This is a genomic window from Streptomyces beihaiensis, from assembly GCF_026274175.1.
In the GTDB taxonomy this organism is placed as follows: Bacteria; Actinomycetota; Actinomycetes; order Streptomycetales; family Streptomycetaceae; genus Streptomyces; species Streptomyces beihaiensis.
Map to the genome: position 1 here is coordinate 14671 of NZ_JAPHNL010000046.1, position 23654 is coordinate 38324.

General features: G+C 71.0%; 20 protein-coding genes. 15 read left to right on the forward strand and 5 right to left on the reverse strand.

Annotated elements, in window-relative coordinates; all coding sequences use genetic code 11:
• Positions 1-75: 75 nt before the first annotated feature.
• The 3 genes from OFY01_RS06095 to OFY01_RS06105 form a co-directional block, all read right to left on the reverse strand.
• A complete protein-coding gene (locus tag OFY01_RS06095; RefSeq protein WP_266597064.1) occupies positions 76-2817 on the reverse strand; it encodes a glycosyltransferase family 4 protein in 2742 nt (913 codons plus the stop codon).
• A 266-nt stretch (positions 2818-3083) separates the two neighbouring features.
• Positions 3084-4499: an alpha-2,8-polysialyltransferase family protein gene (locus tag OFY01_RS06100; RefSeq protein ID WP_266597066.1), complete on the reverse strand. Its 1416-nt coding sequence runs from the start codon at positions 4497-4499 to the stop codon at positions 3084-3086.
• Positions 4499-5485: a glycosyltransferase family 2 protein gene (locus OFY01_RS06105; RefSeq protein ID WP_266597068.1), complete on the reverse strand. Its 987-nt coding sequence runs from the start codon at positions 5483-5485 to the stop codon at positions 4499-4501. The genes OFY01_RS06100 and OFY01_RS06105 overlap by 1 nt, the downstream gene beginning before the upstream one ends.
• Positions 5486-5683: 198 nt before the next feature.
• On the opposite strand from OFY01_RS06105, the gene OFY01_RS06110 reads away from it, so the two are divergent.
• From OFY01_RS06110 to OFY01_RS06165, 12 genes are all read left to right on the forward strand, one after another.
• Positions 5684-7012 (forward strand): DUF6716 putative glycosyltransferase, encoded by a 1329-nt coding sequence (locus OFY01_RS06110; RefSeq protein WP_266597070.1) that lies wholly within the window; start codon positions 5684-5686, stop codon positions 7010-7012.
• 50 nt (positions 7013-7062) lie between these two features.
• Positions 7063-8346: an N-acylneuraminate cytidylyltransferase gene (locus tag OFY01_RS06115; protein WP_266597072.1), complete on the forward strand. Its 1284-nt coding sequence runs from the start codon at positions 7063-7065 to the stop codon at positions 8344-8346.
• Positions 8347-8433: 87 nt separating this feature from the next.
• On the forward strand, positions 8434-9390 hold the full coding sequence (locus tag OFY01_RS06120) for an N-acetylneuraminate synthase family protein (protein ID WP_266597074.1): 957 nt from the start codon (positions 8434-8436) through the stop codon (positions 9388-9390).
• A 70-nt stretch (positions 9391-9460) separates the two neighbouring features.
• A complete protein-coding gene (locus OFY01_RS06125; RefSeq protein ID WP_266597076.1) occupies positions 9461-10507 on the forward strand; it encodes a hypothetical protein in 1047 nt (348 codons plus the stop codon).
• Between the two features lie 557 nt (positions 10508-11064).
• Entirely contained in the window at positions 11065-11535 is a 471-nt protein-coding gene (locus OFY01_RS06130; RefSeq protein WP_266597078.1) for a pyridoxamine 5'-phosphate oxidase family protein, read from the forward strand.
• Positions 11536-11672: 137 nt separating this feature from the next.
• Positions 11673-12956 (forward strand): amidohydrolase, encoded by a 1284-nt coding sequence (locus tag OFY01_RS06135; RefSeq protein WP_266597158.1) that lies wholly within the window; start codon positions 11673-11675, stop codon positions 12954-12956.
• Positions 12957-13088: 132 nt separating this feature from the next.
• A complete protein-coding gene (locus tag OFY01_RS06140) occupies positions 13089-14195 on the forward strand; it encodes a BMP family lipoprotein (RefSeq protein WP_266597080.1) in 1107 nt (368 codons plus the stop codon).
• Positions 14196-14451: 256 nt separating this feature from the next.
• Complete coding sequence (locus tag OFY01_RS06145) at positions 14452-15504, forward strand: BMP family lipoprotein (protein ID WP_266597082.1); 1053 nt, start codon at positions 14452-14454, stop codon at positions 15502-15504.
• Between the two features lie 150 nt (positions 15505-15654).
• Positions 15655-17244, forward strand: a complete 1590-nt coding sequence (locus OFY01_RS06150) for an ABC transporter ATP-binding protein (RefSeq protein WP_266597159.1) — start codon at positions 15655-15657, stop codon at positions 17242-17244.
• Positions 17244-18383: an ABC transporter permease gene (locus tag OFY01_RS06155; RefSeq protein WP_266597084.1), complete on the forward strand. Its 1140-nt coding sequence runs from the start codon at positions 17244-17246 to the stop codon at positions 18381-18383. The genes OFY01_RS06150 and OFY01_RS06155 overlap by 1 nt, the downstream gene beginning before the upstream one ends.
• Positions 18383-19663 carry an ABC transporter permease gene (locus tag OFY01_RS06160; RefSeq protein WP_266597086.1) on the forward strand — a complete coding sequence of 427 codons (1281 nt, stop codon included), beginning with the start codon at positions 18383-18385 and terminating at the stop codon, positions 19661-19663. The genes OFY01_RS06155 and OFY01_RS06160 overlap by 1 nt, the downstream gene beginning before the upstream one ends.
• On the forward strand, positions 19660-20058 hold the full coding sequence (locus tag OFY01_RS06165) for a cytidine deaminase (protein ID WP_266597088.1): 399 nt from the start codon (positions 19660-19662) through the stop codon (positions 20056-20058). The genes OFY01_RS06160 and OFY01_RS06165 overlap by 4 nt, the downstream gene beginning before the upstream one ends.
• Positions 20059-20146: 88 nt before the next feature.
• Here the strand turns inward: OFY01_RS06165 and OFY01_RS32740 are convergent, their stop codons facing one another.
• On the reverse strand, positions 20147-20377 hold the full coding sequence (locus tag OFY01_RS32740; protein WP_456115282.1) for a hypothetical protein: 231 nt from the start codon (positions 20375-20377) through the stop codon (positions 20147-20149).
• A 48-nt stretch (positions 20378-20425) separates the two neighbouring features.
• Here OFY01_RS32740 and OFY01_RS32745 point away from each other — a divergent pair, with 48 nt between their 5' ends.
• The 3 genes from OFY01_RS32745 (at position 20426) to OFY01_RS06185 (ending at position 22670) form a co-directional block, all read left to right on the forward strand.
• Positions 20426-20572, forward strand: coding sequence for a hypothetical protein (locus OFY01_RS32745; RefSeq protein WP_456115283.1), 147 nt, complete (start codon positions 20426-20428; stop codon positions 20570-20572).
• Between the two features lie 124 nt (positions 20573-20696).
• Positions 20697-21974 carry a thymidine phosphorylase gene (locus OFY01_RS06180; RefSeq protein WP_266597090.1) on the forward strand — a complete coding sequence of 426 codons (1278 nt, stop codon included), beginning with the start codon at positions 20697-20699 and terminating at the stop codon, positions 21972-21974.
• Between the two features lie 105 nt (positions 21975-22079).
• Complete coding sequence (locus OFY01_RS06185; RefSeq protein ID WP_266597092.1) at positions 22080-22670, forward strand: Uma2 family endonuclease; 591 nt, start codon at positions 22080-22082, stop codon at positions 22668-22670.
• 25 nt (positions 22671-22695) lie between these two features.
• Here the strand turns inward: OFY01_RS06185 and OFY01_RS06190 are convergent, their stop codons facing one another.
• Positions 22696-23631 carry an AEC family transporter gene (locus tag OFY01_RS06190; protein ID WP_266597094.1) on the reverse strand — a complete coding sequence of 312 codons (936 nt, stop codon included), beginning with the start codon at positions 23629-23631 and terminating at the stop codon, positions 22696-22698.
• Between the last annotated feature and the right edge of the window lie 23 nt (positions 23632-23654).

Consider the following 23654-nt stretch of genomic DNA (forward strand, 5'->3'; position numbering starts at 1 on the left):
CCGGGCGGTGCAGCTGGCCGCGCTCTCCGGCCGGCACCAGCACCCCGCACCAGCACCTGTCGGGCTCGGCGGGCGTCAGTCGGCCTTCAGCAGCCGCGCCGAGCGGTTGCCGACCCCGATGCGGAGCGACTCCCTGCGGGCGAGCTGGCGTATCGCCTTGCCCCGCGCCCCGAGCAGCGGCGCCACGCGCGCGACCTCCGACCACACTCGGCCGCGGTCGCCGCCCGCCACCGCGGCCGCCGCCAGGAGTCGGCACGCCTTCTCGCTCTCGCCCTGCCGGGCCCGTATCTCGGCCATGCCGATGAGCACGTCCACCGGCTGCCGGCGGCGCAGAATCTCCTCGCCCACGCGCAGGGCGTCCTGGTGCCGGCCCGCCTTGAAGTGCCGGGTGAAGTCCTCCGCGAGGTAGCGGCCGTGCCGGGAGAGCACCGCGGGGAACGGCGGCTCGTCCGCGCCGTCGGGCTGCTCGGCCGCACGCGCGGGGTGCTCGGCCGCGCTCACGCGCAGTTCGGGGCCGGGCAGGCCGAGCGCCGTCGTCATGCGGGTGGTGAAGGCGGGAATGTCGAACAGCTCCTCCACGTCCTGGTACCCCTCCTCCGACACCTCCTCGTCGAGCACCCGCCGCAGCGCGTCGAGGGCCGCTTCGGGCGTGTACGCGGCGAAGGAGCGGTATCCGGGGACGCCTTCCAGGACCTCCCGGGAGCCCACCCGGTGGTAGGTGACCGTCCGAAGGCGCTGCTGCACCGCCTCGACCACGGACAGCGGCATCGGATCGTCGACGCTGGACAGGAAGAAGACGTCCGAGTCGGCGAGTTCCTCGCGCACCCGGCCACGGGAGAGCGCCCCCATCCAGTCGACGCGGTCCGACAGGAGTGTCGAGGAGCCGATGCGCCACGTCTTGTGGCCGATCCAGGAGAAGCGCCACGGCAGGCCCTGCGTGTGCGCGAGTTCCGCGACCCGCGAGAACAGGTCGAGGCCCTTGCGGTCCTGCATCGATCCGACCATCACGATCCTCGGCCGCTCGCCCGGGGTGCGCCGGGCACGGGCGCGGTGGGCGTCGCGGGGCACCGTGTTGTAGACGACGACCGGATCGGCCACGCCCAGCTGGCGGAACATGTCCGCCTGGGCGGTGGAGACGCACAACACCTTCAGTTTCGGCAGCAGTTCGAGCATCTCCGCGTGGCGCAGCGTGTGCTGCCCGCCCTCGAAGTTCATGACGTACTCCGTCTCGTGGGCGTAGAGCACCACGGAGCGCCCGGCCGTGAGCAGCGCGTTCACCAGGTCGTTGGCCAGCGGCGAACGCCAGAACGGCGCCAGGCTGTTGACGAGGACGACCTCGGCGCTCTCCAGGTCCGCGAGCACGTCCTCGGCGCGGGAGTAGACGCCCAGGTCGTAGTAGCGGACGTCGACCGGGCTCTGCGCGAGGAGCGCCTGCGTGTAGGTGAGTACCGGGATCGCCACACCGGTGACGTACGAGAAGCCCAGGCCGAGCACGGCCAGCGAGCGCGGCCGGTCCGCCCGCCGCTCGATGTCGCGCAGCGCGCGCGCCGCCCGCGAACCGGTCTCCGGCGCGATGTCGGCCGGTTCCGTGCCGGCCGGTTCCGTGCCGGCCGGTTCTGTGTCGGCCGGTTCTGTGCCGGCTGCCGCGTTCGCCGGTGCCGTACGCCGGGGCGCGGGCGGCTCGGCGGGGACGGCGGCCTCCTCGACGTGGCGCAGGGTGCGCGCGGCGACGTCCTCGTGGAAGGTGAGGAAGTGTTCGAGAGGCTCGCCGTGGGCGTTGGCGACGAACTTGCCGGAGCGGTGCAGGTCGGCGACGACGTCGACGAGTTCGCCGACGGTGCCGACGTTGCGCAGCAGCGGGTGGTTGATGGTCGGGAAGACGATGTTCAGCGGGGGCGGGCTGAACAGGACGAGCGGCGTGCCCGCCCGCAGCGTCTGCAGATAGGTGGTGGAGAAGAAGGTGATCGCGAGATCGTAGCCGTCCAGCGCCTCGGCCTCCAGGAGCGTGCCCTCGTCGAGCACGGTCACGTCGGGCAGGGAGCGCAGCCAGCCGAGGTGGCCGTCGAGAGTGGAGGGGTGCGGTTTGATCTCCACCTGCCCGAACTCGGCGAGGGCGGCGCACAGTTCGGACAGCTGCTTGCGGTGGTCCCCCCGGGGCAGCTTGCGCTGGTCACTGAGCGGCTGGTCGAGGATCACGATCCGCAGCGGTTCGCCGGGGCTCTTGCCGTGCCGGTGGGTGCTGGAGCGGGCGGCGCGCAGCAGTGTCGGGTCGTCGCTGTGGCCGAGCGCTCCGGTGATGTGGACGCGCGGGTCGGCATCGGCGGAGCGGAACATCAGGTGCTGCCGCGTGGCCGGGCCCCAGACACAGATCGCGGCGGGGGCGGACGCCCCGTAGTACCAGTTCTGGTCGCGCGGGCCCGTTTCCGTCTTCTTGAAGCGGAAGTCCAGGTGCCCGTCCTGGACCAGGACGAGCGGCAGGGCGCGTCTCAGGGTCTGGGCCACCCGACGGCCGCGCTGCGACTGGTCGTTGAAGAACACCAACCGGTCGATGCGCTCCTCATCGGTGAACGCGCGGACGCGGTGGCCGACCTCCTCGAGGAACTCGTCCCCGCTCAACGCCTCGTCCACGGTGAACAGGTTGCGGACCGTGAGGTCGTCGAAGCGGGCCTCGGCCTCCTGCTCGATCCAGCCGGCGACATTCCCGTCCCGGTCGGCGGTGATCAGGTGGAACGAGTGCGCTTCGGCCCCGGGGGCTCGCATGATGGAGGCGGCGAGGCCGACGCCGTTGCGGTTCTCGACAAAAACAGCGATGCGCATGGATGTATCAGTCCACTCCGAATGCAGGGGAACTATGGGTGCCCCGATACGCGTCGAGGCGGACATCACTGTTGACAAGCGAAACTCCCCGACGGTTGTGCGGAAGTTGAACACTTCACGCAACAGCGGGGAGTTTCATTTGCGCGGCGGAGCGGCGAGCAGAACGGAAAGAATTGGTGATGGACGAGAGGTGAACGACGGGCGACGCGATCCGGTCGCCCGACCTCATTCGACGCCCGCCCTCATTCGTCGACCGACCCTCATTCTCAGCGGCGTACCGATCGTTTCAGACGGCGAGCCTTGCGGGCGACCCGGCGGACCGTCGCGTTGCGCGGCAGGAACGCCAGCTGGGCCGGGACCCCGCCGGGCAGGCCGAGCGAGGTGAGGCGCTTCCTCTTGAAGTACCGCCAGGTGTCCGTGTCCAGGTGCCGCGTCAGATACCGCTCGGCGTGCGCGCGCAGCTCCGGCAGGATCTTCGGCTGCATGGTGAAGCCGACGGCGCGTACGAGATCGGTGAGCGCGTCGGCCTCCAGCGTCCCGCGCTGCTCGGCGACCTTCGCGCCGTCCGTCAGCTCGGGCAGCAGCGCGTCCACGATGGTGACCGGGACGCGGTTGCTGTTCTCGAAGGGCGACAGCCGGTCGAGCAGGGTGTCCGTGCCGATGCGGGCGACCGGCAGGTCGTAGAAGGTGGTGGCGGTGAACAGCGCTGTCGAGAAGCAGCCGACCACCAGGGCGGGCCGGGCCTTCTCGAACAGCACCTCGGCGAGCATCGGCGTGTCCAGGACCGTGAGCCGCACCCCGAGCCGCTCGGCCTCGGTCTCCAGGGCGCGGCTGTAGCGGGCCGGTGCCGTCGGGTGGGGCTTGAAGACGGCCGTGCGGTGGCCGCGGTCGACCGCGCCCCGCAGCATCCGTACGTGCAACTCCTCTTCCTCCTCGGTGGAGAGCACGTTCAGCGCGGACAGGTACTGGCCGAGCAGCAGCGCCGCGTCGTCGGGGACCGCGAGCGACGACGGCAGCCGGTTCGCCAGCTCGCCCAGCACCTTCAGGAAGGCGGGCGTGGGCACCACCTGCGCGGGCACGTCGAACTCGGTCAGCAGCAGCGGAGCGAGCCCCGGCACCAGGTCCAGGTGGAGCAGGCGCCGCACCCGCGTGCCGACCAGCGGGTCCAGCTTGTTGCGGGTCGGGCCGTAGCTCATCAGGCCGTCGGCGTACACGTCGATCGGCGCGCCGGTGAACAACTGCGCCACCGTCATCGCGGGTGAGACCTGGATGGATTCCAGGGCCAGCTCCACGCGGTCGTCGCCGAGTCCCCACAGCAGCCGCAGATAGCGCTCGAAGAGCGGGACGTCGTCGGGGCGCGGCGACCAGACCCCGGGGTGGAAGGGCCGGATGGCCTCGTTCCAGGAGAGCACGTCGTCGAAGCGGTCGCGCAGCGCCTCGAAGCCGGGCATGGCGTCCAGCGGCGTCGTGGTCTCCGGGGTGGCGGAGTTGTTGAACACGAGCAGCACGCGCCGGTCGGCCTCGGTGAACTGCCCGGAGTCTAGGGCGGCGGCCAGGGTGGCGGCGCCGTACAGCGTCGAGGCGCAGAGGATCTGAGTGGTCCGACTGGTCCGACTGGTCCGACTGGTCCGACTGGTCCGACTGGTCTGAGTGGTCTGATTCGTCTGAGCGGTACGAGCCATCACACGGCCGCCTTTCCTGCGGTGACCCGGCGCCGCAGCCGCCGCAGCGTGCCGGCGCGGCGGTGGTCCATGGTGTCCAGAACGTCGCCGAGGACGTCCTGCGGCATGCGCTGCAGCGCGGCCGCGCTCATCGACCGCAGCCTCTTGGCCACGGCCGGCTCCCACTTGGCCTCGTCCGAGAGGTGGTGGGCGATGATCGCGCAGTACGTGCGCAGTGCTTTTGGCAGCAGCCGGTCCGCGTCCGGGTCGGCCGCGGTCTCCTCCACCACCTGGTCGAAGGCGCGGATGAAGTCGAGCTGGCGGGCGTCCCCGATCTGCGTGAGGGACGACGCGACACCGCGCCGGTAGAACACACCCATCAGGTTCACCACGGCGAACGACTCCGCCTCCCGGTGCAGCTTCCAGATCCACGGCCGGTCCTCGGCCGTGCGCAGCCCGTCGGTGAAGTGCAGCAGGCCCCGGTCGAGCAGCCGCCGGTGGTACGCCCCGGCCCAGGCGTAGGCGTAGTCCACCGAGGTGGTGCGGTGGGCCGGCAGGATCGCGTCCCGGGGGCTGAGCACCTGGCCCCGCGGCCCCACCGGCGCCCGGTGCACGGTGCGGGCCCGCGCGGTGGCCTGCACGTGGTCGGTGCGGATGAAGTCGCAGCCCAGCTCCTCGATGGCGGCGACGAGCCGCTCGAAGTAGCCGGGGACGAGCCAGTCGTCCCCGTCCAGGAACGTCAGGTACTCGCCCCGCGCCGCGTCGAGACCGGTGTTGCGCGCCGTGGCCAGCCCTCCGTTCTCCTCGTGGCGGATGACCCGCACCTGGGCGACGTCAGACAGCTCCTCGGCCGCACGTTCGAGAATGGCCGGGGTTTCGTCCTTCGATCTGTCGTCGACAAGAACGAACTCGAAATCGTCCCGCGCATTCATGCGAAGGCTGGTGAGGGTGTCCGGGGCGTATTGCTGCACGTTGTAGAACGGCACGATCGCGGAGAGCTTTGGCACCCGCAGAACAGTAGGAGCGCGTCCGGCTGAACAACTTTCCGCCGCCCGTACGGTGGGTGAACTCCATGTGTCGGAACGGTGCATCCCATGTGTTTCGCCGCTTGCCGCGGGCCAGTTCGGCTCACGGTGGCGCGTTGTTAACTTTTCGTTGATTCGCGGTTGGGCCGCAACTAGAAATTGATTTCTAGCGTCTTCGACGTGCCGCCCAGTACTACGAAGCCCCGACGCGTCGCCGTCCTCGCGGACTCGGACACCCGCTGGAAATGGGGTGCGCTGACCGCAGCCCGCATCCAGCCGGACCCGTCCCTGGACGGATACCTGCTGCGCGGGCGGGCCACCCCGACACCCCGCCAGCTGAGGGAGGTCGGCGTGCGCGCCGACTCGCTGCGCGAGGTTACCGCCGTCGAGTTCCTGCGCGCCATGGAGCGCGAAGCCCGTCCGTACGACGTGGTCGTCCTCGCCCTCGTCGGCGGGGCCGTCCAGGCCGTGCTGCACGGGCTCGCGAAGACCTGGCAGGGGCGCCAGAAGCGGCCCGTCGTCGTCACCGGCTATGTCGGCGTCGTCTACGAGAAGCTCACCGACGGCCTGCTGCTGCGCCACGGCGCGGACGTCGTGCTCGCCAACTCGGCCTACGACGCCGACCGCTTCCGCGCCGTGTACCAGGGCGTGGGCGCGGACGCGTCGTCGGTGACCGAGTGCGCGCTGCCCTTCCTGGGCGGCGAGCCGTACGAGGCCGGTGCCGCGCACGACCGCCCGTACACGGTCGTCTTCGCCGCGCAGCCGTCGGTGCCCGAGACCCCGGCCGACCGCGCCTACCTGCTCAACCGCCTCATCCAGCACGCCCGTTCGCACCCCGACCGCGAGGTGCTGCTCAAACTGCGCAGCAAGCCCGGCGAGCACACCACGCACATCGAGGAGACGCCCTACCAGAAGCTCGCGCGGAAGCTGGAGGGCGGCGGCGGCCTCCCGTCCAACTTCCGCCTCGTGTACGGGAACATGGGCGAGGTGCTCGACCGGACGGATCTGCTGGTCACGGTCAGCTCCACGGCCGCGCTCGAAGCCCTGCACCGGCGGATCCCCACCGCGCTGCTCACCGACCTCGGTGTGCGTGAAGCGCTGGGCAATCACCACTTCACCGGGTCGAACTGCCTCGTCTCCTGGGACCAGTTGGACGCCGACGCGCGCCCCGAGGCCGACCCCGCGTGGGTCGCCCGCCAGGGCGTCGCGGCCGACGGCTCGTACGAGCACGCCTTCGACGCGGCGCGCGAGCGCGTCGCCGGGCTGGTCGCGGCCGACCGGCTGCCCGCCATCGACCCGTACTACAGCCCCGCCACGGCCCCCGGCTACCTGCCCCGCATCCTCGCCCGCCACCACCTCGCCCCCGACGGCTCCCCGCTGCCCGGCGCGCCCGCGGCCGACAAGGAGCCCGGCGCCGTGCGCCAGGTCGTCCGGCGCGCGGCCCGCGGCGCCTACCGGCACGGCGTGCAGCGCGTGGCGCCCGTGATCCGGCGGATGGGGGAGCTGTGACCCCGCGGACCCATGACCCTTCCGACAGCCCTCCCGAAGGAGAAGCGCCCATGACCGACCCCGCAGCGGGACAGGCGGCGACCCCGGTCCGCCGCGTCCTCGCCGTCATCCCCGCCCGCGGCGGCTCCAAGGGGGTGCCCGCCAAGAACCTCGCACCGGTCGGCGGCGTGCCGCTGGTGGCGCGGGCGGTCCGCGAGTGCCGGGCCACCCGGCTGGTCACGGACGTCGTGGTCTCCACCGACGACCAGGCCATCGCCGCCGCGGCCCGGCAGGCCGGCGCGGAGGTCGTCCTTCGCCCCGCCGACATCGCCGGGGACACGGCGACCTCCGAGGCCGCGGTCCTGCACGCCATGGACGCCCACGAGGCGCTGCACGGCGAGGCCGTGGACGTGGTGCTGCTCGTCCAGTGCACCAGCCCGTTCATCGCCCGCGAGGACGTCGAGGGTGTCGCCGCCGCCGTGGTCGAGCAGGGCGCGGACACGGCCGTGACGGTGGCCCCGTTCCACGGGTTCGTCTGGCGCGAGGCGGACGAGGCGGGCGAGGCGCACGAGGCGCACGAGGCGGGCCAGGCGCCGGACGGCGACGACCGCACCGGCGGCGGCCACGGCGTCAACCACGACAAGAGCTTCCGCCCGCGCCGCCAGGACCGCCCCCAGGACTACCTGGAGACCGGCGCCGCGTACGCCATGGACGCGCCCGGCTTCCGCAAGCACCAGCACCGCTTCTTCGGCCGCACGGAACTCGTCCGCACGGACCCCGCGCGCGTCCTGGAGATCGACGACCCGCACGACCTCGCGCGGGCCCGCGCCCTGGCCCCGCTGCTCGACGCGGACCGTCCCGGCGCGCTCCCGGCGGCCGAGGACGTCGACGCGGTCGTCCTCGACTTCGACGGCACCCAGACCGACGACCGGGTGCTCATCGACGTCGACGGACGGGAGTTCGTCACCGTCCACCGCGGCGACGGTCTCGGCATCGCGGCCCTGCGCAGGAGCGGCCTGCGCCTGCTGATCCTCTCCACGGAACAGAACCCGATCGTCGCCGCCCGCGCGCGCAAGCTCAAGATCCCCGTCCTTCACGGCATCGACCGCAAGGACGTCGCCCTCAAACAGTGGTGCGAGGAACAGGGCATCGCGCCCGAGCGCGTGCTCTACGTCGGCAACGACGTCAACGACCTGCCCTGCTTCGACCTCGTCGGCTGGCCGGTGGCGGTCGCCGGCGCCCACGACGTCGTACGGGGCGCCGCCCGCGCGGTCACCACCGTGCGCGGTGGCGACGGCGCGATCCGGGAGATCGCGGGCTGGCTCCTCGGCCCGTCACTCACCCCGGCCTCCTGAACACCTCACCCAACGCCCCACCCAACGCCTCACTTCCCGAACCTCTCGCCTCCCGCGACTCCCCCGAAAAGTAAGGAACGAACCACCATGTCCGCACTGCACGCCGTAGACGCCAACTCCCGCCTCCGTACGTTCGGTTCGCGCACCGCCGGCCCCGGCCACCCCGTGTACATCACCGGCGAGATCGGCATCAACCACAACGGCGACCTGGACAACGCGTTCAAGCTGATCGACGTCGCCGCCGAGGCCGGCTGCGACGCCGTCAAGTTCCAGAAGCGCACCCCGGAGATCTGCACCCCGCGCGACCAGTGGGACATCGAGCGCGACACCCCCTGGGGCCGGATGACGTACATCGACTACCGTCACCGCGTCGAGTTCGGCGAGGACGAGTACCGCCAGATCGACGAGTACTGCAAGTCGAAGAACATCCACTGGTTCGCCTCCCCGTGGGACACCGAGGCCGTCGCCTTCCTGGAGAAGTTCGACGTCCCCGCCCACAAGGTCGCGTCCGCGTCCCTGACCGACGACGAGCTGCTGCGCGCCCTGCGCGCGACGGGCCGGACGATCATCCTCTCCACCGGCATGTCGACCCCGAAGCAGATCCGCCACGCGGTCGAGGTCCTCGGCTCCGACAACATCCTGATGTGCCACGCCACGTCGACGTACCCGGCCAAGGCCGAGGAGCTCAACCTCCGCGTCATCAACACGCTTCAGCAGGAGTACCCGAACGTCCCGATCGGCTACTCCGGCCACGAGACGGGCCTGCAGACGACGCTCGCCGCCGTCGCCCTCGGCGCCACGTTCGTCGAGCGTCACATCACCCTCGACCGCGCCATGTGGGGCTCGGACCAGGCCGCCTCGGTCGAGCCGGGGGGCCTCGTCCGCCTCGTCCGCGACATCCGCACCATCGAGGAGTCGCTCGGTGACGGCGTCAAGAAGGTCTACGAGTCCGAGCTCGGCCCGATGAAGAAGCTGCGCCGAGTCGCCGGTGTCGTCGCGGAGGCGGAGATCGCCGACGCGGCCGGCGAGCCGGTCGCCGTCTGATCCACCACACCTGGCGGTCCGGCGCACCCGACACGCCGGACCGCCTCGGCGTCCCTGGGGAGGGCCGCGCATGACCAGCAGCAGTGCGAGCGGAACGCTGTGCTTCGTCGAGAGCCCGGTGCAGCTTCTGAACGTCCTGGAGTGGACCCACCACACCGCGACCACGGCGAGCGTCGTGGTGCTCTCGCCCAACGACCCCATGACCCGGGGCCAGCTGCGCCGCATGGCCGAACTCGCCCGCGAGGAGGGCCACTCGGTCCGCTGGGAGGAAGCGCGCGGTGGCCCGACCGCGCCCCTGCGCACGGTCCGCGGCCTGACCGGTCAGCTCCGCAAGGCGCACCGGATCGTCATCGGCGACCCGTTCTCCCGCTACGTACAGCTGCTCCTGACGATCACCCGCGCGAAAGACCTGGTCGTGGTCGACGACGGCACGGCGACCATGGAGTTCGTCTCCCAACTGGCCGACGGTGAACGCCTGGTGCGCTGGCACCGGCGCGGCGGCCGGCCCCGCCCGATGGACCTGGCCTTCGCGCCCGTCTCCTCCTCGGCCCGCCGCAGGCTCACGCCCCGGCCGAACGGCCGCCGCACCGTGTCGGTCTTCACGTCGATGCCGGTGGAGCGGGCCCCGGAAGGCGTCACGCTGGAGACGAACGCCTACGCCTGGACGCGCGAGCGCTTCGGCCCCCCGCGCCTGACGCGCGGCGCGGACCTGGTCGGAACGTCACTGGTGGAGACGGGCGTGGTCGACCTGGACCGCTACCTCGTGGCCGTCCGCGACCTGGCCACGGCCCACGGCGCGACCCGCTACTTCGCCCACCGCCGCGAAAGCGCCGACAAGCTCCACCGCCTGGTCGCAAAGACGGGCCTGGAGGTCGTCCGCCCGGACCTGCCCCTGGAACTGATCGCCCGACGCGGCCCGGTCGGCCGCACGATCCTCAGCTTCCCGTCGACGGTGGTCCACACGCTCCCGATCGCGCTCGCCGGAACCGGGGTGAACGTGGCGGTCTGCGAGATCGACCCGGCCTGGCTGCGCCAGGGCGTCTCCGAACACGCACAGGGCTTCCTCGCGGGCATCGCGGGGTCGGCGCGTGGGGCGCGGGGGACAGTCGCGGAGTGACGCCCCGTGCCGTGCCTGCCGGACGGCGCGCTGAGTGACCCAGCAGCAACCCATGGCCGACGGGGGTCGCGTCCCGATCGAAGACGGGGGCCGGGGGGCGGGTCGTCGCCACCGGCGCCGAGCCGGGCGGGACCGAGGCCGCCGCCGTCACCGACCTGATCGCCCGTGAAGGCGTCAAGCACCTGGTCCGGATCACCGTGAACGGCGACGGCGACGGCGGCAGCGGCGGCCGAAAGAGCATCACCGCCACCGAAACCACCCCTTCAACCACCCCTTCCGGACCGCGCGTCCAGGCCGCTGGGCCGACGCCGACGAGCTCCGGCCGGGCACGTGGCCGCGCACCGACACCGGCGCCCTCGTCAAGGCCACCGCCGCCAAGGCGTGGACGGCCCGGCATCAGAGAGTCGGTCCCGGTCCGTAGCCTCACCGTGCCGAACCGCACACGTACGAGGGCGTCGAGCGCCCTTCCCTCGCCCCGCCGCCACCGCGGCTCCGTCTTCGGCCCTACGTCCGCGGCCGGATGTGGGCGCCGCCGGTACCGGCATAGTCTTCGCCGCATGACGACCACCGATTCTGGCCCCACCGGCCCCCGCAGCCCCGAGCAGCGAAAGCGGGAGGCGCTGGAACGGCTCGTGCGGGACAACGACGTGTGGGTCGCCACGGCCGCTGCGAGCGGCGAGCCGTGCCTGGTGCCGCTGGCCTTCTGGTGGGACGGGGAGGCGGTGTGGCTGGCCACCCGCGACACCAACCCGACCGGGCGCAACCTGATTGCCTCCGGCCGGGTCCGGCTCTCCTTCGGACACACCCGGGATGTGGTCCTGGTCCACGGCACCGCGCGCATGCTGACCCGCGAGGAACTCCCGGTCGAGGTGGGTGACGCCTTCGCGGCCAAGGACGGGTGGGACCCCCGCAAGGACCATCCGTCGTACGTGTTCTTCCAGGTCACCCCGTACCTGCTGCAAGCGTGGGGCACGGTCGCCGAGATGCCGACACGGACCGTCATGCGCGAGGGCGAGTGGCTGGTGTGAACCAGGTTTCATACCCTCCTCGTCCGATCCGTACGCGCGCCACGACCAAGTTTCTTACGTCAATCTGGCTGAACTTTTGTTGATCTCGAGTTAGTTGCCCGGTGCACCGCTCTACCCTTCGCAGGGTGAACGAGTCGATGTCCCGTCAGCCCTCCCGACGTTCCGAGCTCCCCGGCACCCTGCCCGACGCGCTGCGCGATGAACTGGTCGCCTTCCGGCGCGACCTGCACATGCACCCGGAGCTGGGCAACCAGGAGTTCCGCACCACCGCCGCGCTCAAGGCCCGCCTGGAGCAGGCCGGGCTCACGCCGCGCGTGCTCGCCACCGGGACCGGGCTCGTCTGCGACATCGGCATCGAAGCCGAAGCGGAAGCCGAAGCCGTAGGCGAAGTCGAAGTCGAAGTCGAAGTCGAAGACGAGGGTGGGGGCGGCGGCGGGCGCGGGATGCTCGCGCTGCGGGCCGACATCGACGCGCTGCCCATCCCGGACACCAAGACCGACTGCCCGTACCGCTCCACCGTTGCGGACCGCGCGCACGCCTGCGGGCACGACGTGCACACCACCGTCGTGCTCGGCACCGGGCTCGTCCTCGCCGAGCTGCACCGGCGCGGGCAGCTGCCGCGCCCCGTACGGCTGATCTTCCAGCCCGCCGAGGAAGTGCTGCCGGGCGGGGCGCCGGACGCCATCGAGTGCGGGGTGCTCGACGGGGTGCGCAGGATCGTCGCCGTGCACTGCGACCCGAAGGTCGAGGCCGGGCGGATCGGGCTGCGGCACGGCGCCATCACCTCCGCCTGCGACCGGCTCGAAGTCACCCTCGACGGGCCCGGCGGCCACACCGCGCGCCCCCACCTCACCACCGACCTCGTCACCGCCGCCGCCAAGGTCGCCACCGAGGTCCCGTCCCTGGTCGCCCGCCGTGTCGACGCCCGCTCCGGACTCGCCGTCACCTGGGGGCGGCTGGAGGTCGGGCACGCGTGCAACGTCATCCCGCAGCACGCCGAACTCTCCGGCACCGTCCGCTGCCTCGACCTCCACTCCTGGCGGCAGGCGCCCGACGTGGTGCACGGCGCCGTCCAGGAGGTCGCCGACCTGTACCGGGCCAAGCCCGTCGTGAACTACGTACGAGGGGTGCCTCCGGTCGTCAACGACCCAGGCACGACAGACCTGTTGCGGGACGCCATGGCCGCGCGCCGCGGCGCCGACTCCGTCGAGGACACCCCGCAGAGCCTCGGCGGCGAGGACTTCTCCTGGTACCTGGAGCACGTGCCGGGGGCCATGGCCCGGCTCGGCGTGAAGGGGCCGGGGGAGCGCGGCAGCCGCGACCTCCACCAGGGCGACTTCGACGCCGACGAGTACGCCATCACGGTGGGCGTGGAGCTCTTCACCGCGGCCGCCCTGCTGGACGGCGCCGACGAAGGCTGACGCCCGCCACGAATCGGTAACGGCGGGGCCGAACCCCCCGCCAGGCCGCACTACGCGCGTTACGCTCCGCCGAACTCAGCGCCCCACACGGCGTGTTGACGTGTTGACGTGTTGACGAAGGAGCGTTCCGCCATGCCCACCATGCGTCGAACTCGTACGTCCCCCCGCACGTCCCGGCCCACCGCGCGACGCACGCCCCGGCTCACGGCCGTCGCCGTGGTCGTCACCGGTCTCGCCCTCACCGCCACCGCCTGTGGCGGCACCAGCGCCGACCAGGCGAAGAACGAGGCCAAGAACAAGCACCTGGGGCTCGCCCTCTCGTACGACGTCGGGGGCCGCGGCGACCAGTCGTTCAACGACGCCGCCTACTCCGGCATGGTCAAGGCCGACAAGGCGTTCGGCTACAAGAGCGCCGCCCAGGAGCCCACCGAGGGCGAGACCGACGCCGACAAGGTCGCGCGGCTCACCTCGCTCGCGCGCAGCGGCTACAACCCGGTCATCGGTGTCGGCTTCGCCTACGCGCCCGCCGTCAAGGCCGCCGCCGCGAAGTACCCGAAGACCACCTTCGGGATCATCGACGACTCGACGATCCACGCCAAGAACGTCGCCGACCTCGTCTTCAGCGAGGAGCAGGGGTCGTACCTCGCCGGTGTCGCCGCCGCGAAGGCGACCAGGACGAAGACCGTCGGATTCGTGGGCGGCGTCGACGTGCCGCTGATCCACAAGTTCGAGGCCGGGTACGTGCAGGGCGTGCACGACACCGATCCCAAGGTCAAGGTCGTCAAGCAGTATCTGACCGAGACCGCGCAGGAAGGCGGCTTCTCCAGCCCCGACAAGGGACGCACCGCCGCCGAGGGCGAGCTGGAGAAGGGCGCGGACGTCGTCTACCACGCCGCCGGGCTGTCCGGTCAGGGCGTCATCGAGGCATGCGCCAAGGCGAAGAAGTTCGCGATCGGCGTCGACTCCGACCAGTACAAGCAGAAGCCGCTCGCCCCGTACAAGGACTACATCCTCACCTCCGCCACCAAGGACGTCGGCCGCGCCGTCTACGAGCTGGCCAAGTCCGTGCACGACGGCAAGCCACTGTCCGGTGTGACCCGGTTCGACCTGAAGGCCGGCGGCGTCGGCGTCACCGACACCAACCCGGAGTACGGCCGGATCCCCGGCCTCGCGGCGGCCGTGGAGAAGGCGAAGCAGGGCATCATCGACGGCAGCATCACGGTCGCGACCAAGCCGTAGCCGGCGCTGTACGCTGCGTCGCCCCGCCCTGGTCCCAGCCCTGTCCCGCCCCGGTCCCGGCGGCGGGGCCGGGGCGTTCCTGTAGGTACGTACAACATCTGGACCGCCCCGGCGCAAGATCACTTCCGGCCCGTTGCAGTACGGACCGATAACGGTATTCCTGAGGGGGTTCAGCGAGCGTTCTACGCGCGTTAATCTGCGGCGAAGCCAGCGCCGTCCGGTCCGTCGTCGGTGCTTGTACACAAGGAGCTCACCCATGCGCCGCGTTTCTCGAATAGCGCTCGCAGGCACTGCGACCGTCGCTCTCGCCGCCTCCCTCTCCGCCTGTGGCGGTACGTCCAGCGACGCCGCAAGCAAGTCGAGCGGTGGCAAGGACAAGGGCCTCGCCATCTCCTTCGACGTCGGGGGCCGCGGCGACCAGTCGTTCAACGACGCCGCCTACGAGGGCCTGGTCAAGGCGCAGAAGACCTTCGGCTACAAGACCACCAGCCAGGAGCCGACCGACGGCGAGACCGACGCCGACAAGACCGCCCGCCTCGTCGCCCTCGCCAAGCAGGGCTACAACCCGGTCATCGGCATCGGCTACTCGTACGCTCCGGCCATCTCGGCCGCCGCCAAGAAGTTCCCGAAGACCACCTTCGGCATCGTCGACGACTCCCAGGACCAGGCGAAGAACATCGCCGACCTGGTCTTCAGCGAGCAGGAGTCCTCCTACCTCGCCGGTGTGGCCGCCGCCGAGGCGACCAAGACCAAGACCGTCGGGTTCGTGGGCGGCGTGGACGTACCGCTGATCCACAAGTTCCAGGCCGGGTTCCTGCAGGGTGTCCACGACACCGACCCGAAGGTGAAGGTGCTCTCGCAGTACCTGACGCAGACCGCGCAGGAGGGCGGCTTCGCCAGCCCCGACAAGGGCAAGACGGCCGCCGAGGCGCAGATCGAGAAGGGCGCCGACGTGGTCTACCACGCGGCCGGCCTGTCCGGTCAGGGCGTCATCCAGGCCGCCGCGGCCAAGAAGGTCTGGGCGATCGGCGTCGACTCCGACCAGTACAAGCAGAAGGCCCTGGCCAAGTACAAGGACTACATCCTCACCTCGGCCACGAAGAACGTCTCCCAGGCCGTGTTCAACCTGGCCAAGTCCGTCCACGACGGCAAGCCGGAGTCGGGCATCATCCGCGGCGACCTGAAGTCGGGCGGTGTCGGCCTCGCCGACTCCAACCCGAAGTTCTCCGGTAACGATGCGATTCAGAAGGCCGTGAAGGCCGCCGAGGCGGACATCATCAGCGGCAAGATCCAGGTCAACAGCAAGTAGTGACCATGAGGGCATGAGCGGACGACGGGGTGCGGGGGGAAACTGACCCGCACCCCGTTCGCGAGCGGCTCGTGCCCCCCTCTTCACCACGCCGCAGGGGCTCTTCGCGCAGAACCGGCGCCCGGCCCCCATCTCCCAGGAGAGTGCGCCATCAACGCGTCCAGCAGCCCGCCGGCAGTCGAACTGGCCGGCATCACCAAACGCTTCCCCGGCGTCGTCGCCAACCACGACATCCACCTCACCGTCAACAAGGGCACCGTGCACGCCCTCGTCGGTGAGAACGGTGCGGGCAAGTCGACGCTGATGAAGATCCTCTACGGCATGCAGAAGCCCGACGAGGGCACCATCGCCGTCGACGGCGAGCAGGTCACCTACTCCTCGCCCGCCGACGCCATCGCCCGGGGCATCGGCATGGTGCACCAGCACTTCATGCTCGCCGACAACCTCACGGTCCTGGAGAACGTGGTCCTGGGCAGCGAGAAGCTGTACGGGATCGGGGGCAAGGCCCGGCGCAAGATCGCCGAGATCTCCGAGCGCTACCACCTCAACGTGCGGCCCGACGCCCTGGTCGAGGACCTCGGCGTCGCCGACCGGCAGCGCGTGGAGATCCTCAAGGTCCTCTACCGCGGCGCCCGTACGCTGATTCTCGACGAGCCGACCGCCGTGCTCGTGCCGCAGGAGGTCGACGCGCTCTTCGACAACCTGCGCGAGCTCAAGGCGGAGGGCCTCTCGGTCATCTTCATCTCGCACAAGCTGGGCGAGGTGCTGTCCGTCGCCGACGAGATCACCGTCATCCGGCGCGGCACCACGGTCGGCACGGCCGTGCCCGCCGAGACGACGCCGCGCCAGCTCGCGGAGCTGATGGTCGGCTCCGAACTGCCCACGCCCGAGACCGCCGAGTCGACCGTCACCGACCGCCCGGTCCTGACCGTCGAGGGCCTGCGCCTGGACGCCGAGGGCGGCCGCCCGCTGCTCGACGACATCTCGTTCACCATCCACGCGGGCGAGGTCCTCGGCCTCGCCGGCGTCGAGGGCAACGGCCAGACCGAGCTGATCGACGCGCTCATCGGACTCAAGCACGCCGACTCCGGGACCATCGCCCTCGAAGGCGACGAGATCACCGACTGGGGCACCCGCAAGCGCCGCGAGAGCGGCATCGGCTACATCCCCGAGGACCGCCACCGCCACGGCCTGCTCCTGGAGTCGCCGCTCTGGGAGAACCGCATCCTCGGCCACGTCACCGAGAAGCCCAACGCGCGCGGCGTCCTCATCGACATCAAGGCGGCACAGGCCGACACCCGCCGCATCGTCGAGGAGTACGACGTCCGTACCCCCGGCATCGACGTCACCGCGGCCTCCCTGTCGGGCGGCAACCAGCAGAAGCTGATCGTCGGCCGCGAGATGAGCCACCACCCGCGCTTCCTCATCGCCGCGCACCCCACCCGCGGCGTCGACGTCGGCGCGCAGGCGCAGATCTGGGACCAGATACGCGAGGCCCGCCGCGAGGGCCTGGCCGTGCTGCTCATCTCCGCCGACCTCGACGAGCTGATCGGCCTCTCCGACACCCTGCGGGTGATCTACCGCGGCAAGCTCGTCGCCGACGCCGACCCGGCCACCATCACGCCGGAGGAGCTGGGTTCGGCGATGACCGGCGCGTCCGCCGGACACCTGGAACACGAGGAAGAAGGCGGCGACTCAGTGCCCGCAGCACGCAAGCCGCAGCCGGAGGACGAGTCCTGATGGCCATCGACATGAAGAAGAAGTTCGCCCTCGACAAGGAGCGGCTGCTCCTCGGCGTCGCGGGACCCGTCATCGCCCTGGTGACGGCCGTGGTCCTCACCTCGGTCGTGCTGCTGGCCTCCGGCAAGAGCCCGGTCGAGCCGTACAGCATCATGTTCACGCAGGCGACGTACTCCGACGTGCAGGTCCTGATCATCAACCAGGCCGGCATGTACTACCTCGCCGCGCTCGCGGTCGCCATCGGCTTCCGCATGAACCTGTTCAACATCGGTGTGGACGGCCAGTACCGCCTCGCCGCCGTCGTCGCCGCGATCGTCGGTGCGAAGGTGGCGCTGCCCGGCATCCTCCAGATCCCGCTCCTCATTCTGGTCGCGATGCTGACCGGAGCGATGTGGGCGGGCATCGCGGGCCTGCTGAAGGTGACGCGCGGGGTCAGCGAGGTCGTCGCGACGATCATGCTGAACTCCATCGCCTCCAGCCTCATCGGCTACCTCTATCTGCCGAGCGTCTTCGGCGTGCAGGTCGGCAACAACAAGACGACCGGCACCATGCACAAGTCCGGCTGGTTCCCCGGCATCAACATGGGCGAGGCGGGCGAGATCTACGGCTTCGTCGTCATCGCCGCGCTGCTCGGCGTCGCCTACTGGTTCGTCCTGAACCGCACCCGCTTCGGCTTCGACCTGCGCGCCACGGGCGCCTCCGAGTCGGCCGCCGCGGCCAGTGGCGTCGACGCCAAGCGCATGCTCCTGACGGCGATGCTCGTCTCGGGCGCGCTCGCGGGTCTTGCGGGCCTGCCGCTCCTCCTCGGCGACACGCACACGTACTCGCTCACCTTCCCGACGACGATCGGCTTCCAGGGCATCACCATCGCGCTGCTCGGCCGCAACTCGCCGGTGGGCATCGCCTTCGCCGCGCTGCTGATCTCCTGGCTGGAGAAGGCATCGGCGGCGCTCGACCTGCAGGGCTACGACAAGGAGATCGCGGTGATCATGCAGGGCATCATCACGATCGCCGTCGTCGTCTCCTACGAGGCCGTACGCGTCTGGGGCCAGCGGCGCCAGCAGCGCAGGGTCGGCATCGAACTCGCCATCGCCGCCGGTGAGAACACCAGCGAACTCAAGAAGGAGGTGGCTGCCTGATGAGTACGGCCACGGTCCTCGACAAGAAGCCCGCGTCGCAGCCCGCACCCGGCGGCCGCCGCAAGATGTCCCTCCCGATGGTCATGATCGTCGTAGCGGCGGTCCTGGCCCTCACCTCCGTCGTCCGCATGATCACCGGCGCCGACGGCATCACCAACGTCAGCCAGATGTCCACGGCGCTGCAACTCGCCGTGCCGATCGGCCTCGCGGGCCTGGGCGGCCTGTGGGCCGAGCGGTCCGGCGTCGTCAACATCGGCCTGGAGGGCATGCTGATCCTCGGCACCTGGTTCGGCGCGTGGGCCGGCTACCAGTGGGGGCCCTGGGTCGGTGTCCTCGCCGGCATCATCGGCGGCGCGATCGGCGGACTGCTCCACGCCGTCGTGACGGTCACCTTCAACGTCAACCACATCGTCTCCGGTGTGGCCATCAACATCCTGGCCCTCGGCGCCACCCGCTACCTCGCGAAGTTCGCCTTCGAGGGAGTCCAGGCCAACGGCGCGGTCGGCACCACGAAGCAGTCCCCGCCGGTCCACTCGCTCGGCCACATCACGGTCCCCGGCCTGTCCGACTGGCTGACGACGCTCAACGAGAAACACTGGTTCCTGATCTCGGACATCGCGGGCCTGCTCGGCGGCCTGGTCACGGACCTGTCGCCGCTGACGCTGATCGCGCTCGCACTGATCCCCTTCACCTGGTGGGTGCTGTGGCGCACGCCGTTCGGCCTGCGCCTGCGCTCGTGCGGCGAGAACCCGATCGCGGCCGAGTCCCTCGGCGTCAACGTCATCAAGTACAAGTACCTGGCGGTCATCATCTCCGGCGGCCTGGCGGGCCTGGGCGGCGCGTTCCTCTCGATCGTCGCCAACCCGTTCTACCTGGAGGGCCAGACGGCGGGCCGCGGCTACATCGGCCTCGCCGCGATGATCTTCGGCAACTGGCTGCCGGGCGGCCTGGCCCTCGGCGCCGGCCTGTTCGGCTACACGGACTCCCTCAACCTGCGAGGCGGCACGGAGAACGTGCACGCGCTGCTTCTGCTGGTGGCCCTGCTCCTGGTGGCGGGCGCGGTCTGGACGCTGCTGAAGCGCAAGTACGTGGCGGGTGTCGTCTGCGTGGTGGCGGCCGCCGCAATGGCAGCCTGGTACCTGACGACGAACGACGTGCCCACCCAGCTGGTCACGGCGACCCCGTACATCGCGACCCTGCTGGTCCTCTCCCTCTCGGCGCAGCGCCTGCGCATGCCGAGGGCGAACGGCCAGCCGTACCGGAAGGGCCAGGGCAAGTGAGTTCCGAGACCGGCGTCGACTGGGCGGCTCTGCGCGAGGCGGCCCGCGAGGCCATGACCCACGCGTACGCCCGGTACTCCGGTTTCCCGGTCGGCGCGGCGGCGCGGGTGGACGACGGCCGTGTGGTGACGGGCTGCAACGTGGAGAACGCCTCGTACGGCATCGGGCTGTGCGCCGAGTGCGGCCTGGTCTCCCAGCTCCAGCTCACCGGCGGCGGCCGCCTCACGCACTTCACGTGCGTGGACGGCAAGGGCGACCTTTTGATGCCGTGCGGGCGCTGCCGTCAGCTGCTGTACGAGTTCGGCGGCCGGGAGCTGCTCCTCGAAACCCCGTCGGGCGTACACACGCTGGGCGAGATGCTGCCGGAGGCGTTCGGGCCGGAGAATCTGGTCTGAGGCGCCTGCGCGAGGCCAGGGCCGCTCTTCCCGTGGACCGGGAGGGGCGGCCCTGGCCGTTGTCACACTCCCGCACCCGCCGGTGTCTTCATGCCGAACAGCCGATGAGCGGTTGGACGGACGTCCCAGGCCAGGTGCCGCGCTGGCGCGAGGCCGACGTCTTCACACCGCTGGAGCGGTACGTGATGGAGTACGCCGAGGCGATGACGGACACGCCGCCGACCGTCACCGACGAGCTGCACGCGAGCCTGCTCGACCGGCTCGGCCCGGCGGCGATGGTCGAACTCACCGGGTACATCGCCTTCGTCAACTTCTCCACGCGCGGCAACGTCGCGAACGGCGTCACCTCCCAAGGCTTCTCCGCGTCGTGCGCGATCCCGCCGGCGGCGGTTGCCCCGGCGAACCGGCCACGGCGAGCCTGGCCGTCGAGAACGGCCGGATCACCCACGTCTACGTCATGCGCAACCCGGAGAAGCTGACCCGCATCGACGAGGCGGCACAGCTGGCGAGGTAGGGGACCGGGCGCCGCCGGCCCGGCGGTGCCCGGCGTCGGCGCTCGGCGCCCACTTCACGCCAGACATCTATGCGCGTAGAGTCACCCGTGCTGAACTGTTGGGCTGGCTGCTGGAGGATTTGCCATGGACGTCATCTCCGTCATCCGTACGAAGCGCGACCGCGGTCGGCTGAGCGACGAGCAGATCGACTGGGTCATCGACGCGTACACGCGCGGCGAGGTCGCCGACGAGCAGATGTCGGCCCTGGCCATGGCGGTCTTCCTGAACGGGATGGACCGGGGCGAGATCGCCCGCTGGACCGCCGCGATGATCGACTCCGGTGAGCGGATGGACTTCTCCGTGCTGTCCCGGCCCACCGCCGACAAGCACTCCACCGGCGGCGTCGGCGACAAGATCACGCTGCCGCTCGCCCCGCTGGTCGCGGCGTGCGGCGCGGCCGTGCCGCAGCTGTCGGGGCGCGGGCTCGGGCACACCGGCGGCACGCTCGACAAGCTGGAGTCGATCCCCGGCTGGCGCGCGAACCTCACCAACGAGGAGATGGTGCGCACCCTGGAGGATGTCGGCGCCGTCATCTGCGCGGCGGGCAGTGGGCTCGCCCCCGCCGACAAGAAGCTCTACGCGCTGCGCGATGTCACCGCGACCGTGGACTGCATCCCGCTCATCGCCTCGTCGATCATGTCGAAGAAGATCGCGGAGGGGACGGGCTCGCTCGTCCTGGATGTGAAGGTCGGTTCCGGCGCCTTCATGCGCGAACTGGAGCAGGCCCGCGAACTCGCCCGCACGATGGTCGGGCTCGGTGCCGACCACGGGCTGCCGACCGTCGCCCTGGTCACCGACATGAACACCCCGCTCGGCCTCACCGCCGGAAACGCCCTCGAAGTACGGGAGTCCGTCGAGGTGCTGGCGGGCGGCGGCCCGGCCGACGTCGTCGAGCTGACCCTCGCCCTCGCCCGCGAGATGCTCGACGCCGCCGGACTCAAGGACGCCGACCCGGCCAAGGCCCTCATGGACGGTTCGGCCATGGACACGTGGCGGCGGATGATCGCCGCGCAGGGCGGCGACCCGGACGCGGTCCTGCCCACCGCCCGCGAGACCCACACCGTGACCGCCGCCGAGTCCGGTGTGCTCACCCGGCTCGACGCCATGGGTGTCGGGCTCGCCGCCTGGCGGCTCGGCGCGGGGCGCTCGCGCAAGGAGGACCCGGTGCAGGCGGCGGCCGGTGTCCAGCTGCATGCCAAGCCGGGCGACTCCGTCTTCGCGGGCCAGACCCTGATGACCCTGCACACGGACACGCCCGAGCGGTTCGCGTACGCCCTCGATGCCCTGGAGGGCGCGTACGACATCGCGCCCGCCGGGACCGGCTTCGACGCCCGCCCGATCGTGCTGGAACGCATCGCCTGACCTGGCCTGACCTGCGGTTTCCTCGTAAGGGTGAACGGGATCGGTGGACCTGTGCCGGTCCCGTTCGGCATGCTGGTATCGGTGACGACCGATTGGAGCACCGCCATGAGCGCACTCGCCGTCGAGCCGGATCCCACCCAGGGGCCGGGCTGGGACGAGGCCGTCCGCCTCTGGGAGGAGACGGACGGCCCCGAGGGCTGCAAGGTGGAGATCATCGAGGGGATCGTCACCTCGGCACCGCCGCCTTCCGAGAAGCACAACGACGCCGCGGAGCTGGTGCAGCGCCTTCTCTACAGCGTGGTTTCGGACGAGTACGGGATCTACCGGACGCTCGGCCTGGTCGCCGCCGACGCGGCCGGGCTGTACATCCCCGACCTCTGCGTCGTCCCCAGGGCCGCCCTGCGGGAGGGGCGCCGGGTCCAGGCCGCCGAGGCCGAACTCGTCGTGGGGATCACCTCGGCGGGCAACGCCAACCACGACCGGATCCAGAAGGCCCACGGTTACGCGGTGGCGGGCGTGCCCCTCTACCTGCTCCTCGACCCGTGGCACTCGGGCCGCCCCACCGCGACGCTCTACGGTGAGCCGCACCACGGCACCTACCGTGTGCTGGACTCCGTCGAGTACGGCAAGCAGCTGACCCTCCCCGCGCCCTTCGACGTCGTCCTCGACACCAACGTGCTGCCACTGAAGAGCTGAGCCGACCTGAGCCGCCCGATCCGCCTCACCCGAGCAGCGCCGCCACCGCCACGAGCACCGGCACCGACGCCATCGTCGACAGCAGGATCGACTCCCTCGCCAGGCGTTCGCCCACGCCATAACGGCTCGCGTACGTGAACAGGTTCTGCGCCGCCGGGAGCGACGAGGTCACCACCACGTCCAGGAGCGGCGCCCCGCGCAGGCCGAAGACGAGCGCCGCCAGGGCCCACGCCACCGTCGGCTGGCCCACCGCCTTCAACGCCGTCGACAGCAGCACCGGCACCCGGTCCACGCCGCGTCCGCCCGGCCACGAACTGCCGCACAGCGAGATGCCGAACGCGATCAGGATCGTCGGGACCGACATGTGCGCGATGAGCTCCACCGGGCCGAGGACGGGGGAGGGCACCGTCCATCCCGCCGCCGACACCGCCACACCGGAGAGCGCCCCGATCGCGATCGGGTTCCTGAACGGGGTGGCGAGGCGCCGCCCCCACGTCTGACGCTTCCCCGACGTACGCGACGCCTCCGACACATCGAGGATCGTCAGCGCCACCGGGACCACGACGATCTGCTGGAAGAGCAGGACCGGCGCCACCAGCGAGGCGTCGCCCAGCACGTACACCGCGATCGGGATGCCCAGGTTCCCCGAGTTCACGTACGAGGAGCAGAGAGCGCCGATCGTGGTGCGGCTCAGGCCCCAGCCGCGCGCGGCCCCGACCGCGATGAAGATCCCGGCCATCGCCGCCGTGGACAGCGCCGTCACCAGCAGGCGCGACGACAGGATCACCGACAGGTCGGCCTTCGCCAGCGTCGTGAACAGCAGGGCCGGAGTGGCCACATGGAACGCGAGCCAGGTGAGCACCTCCTGTCCGTGCTTGTCCAGCGAACCGAGCCGCCCGATGACGTAGCCGACCGCGATGACGACCGCGATCACCGCGAACCCGTTGAGTACCCCCTGCACGGAGCCAGCTTCGGGCCCGACTG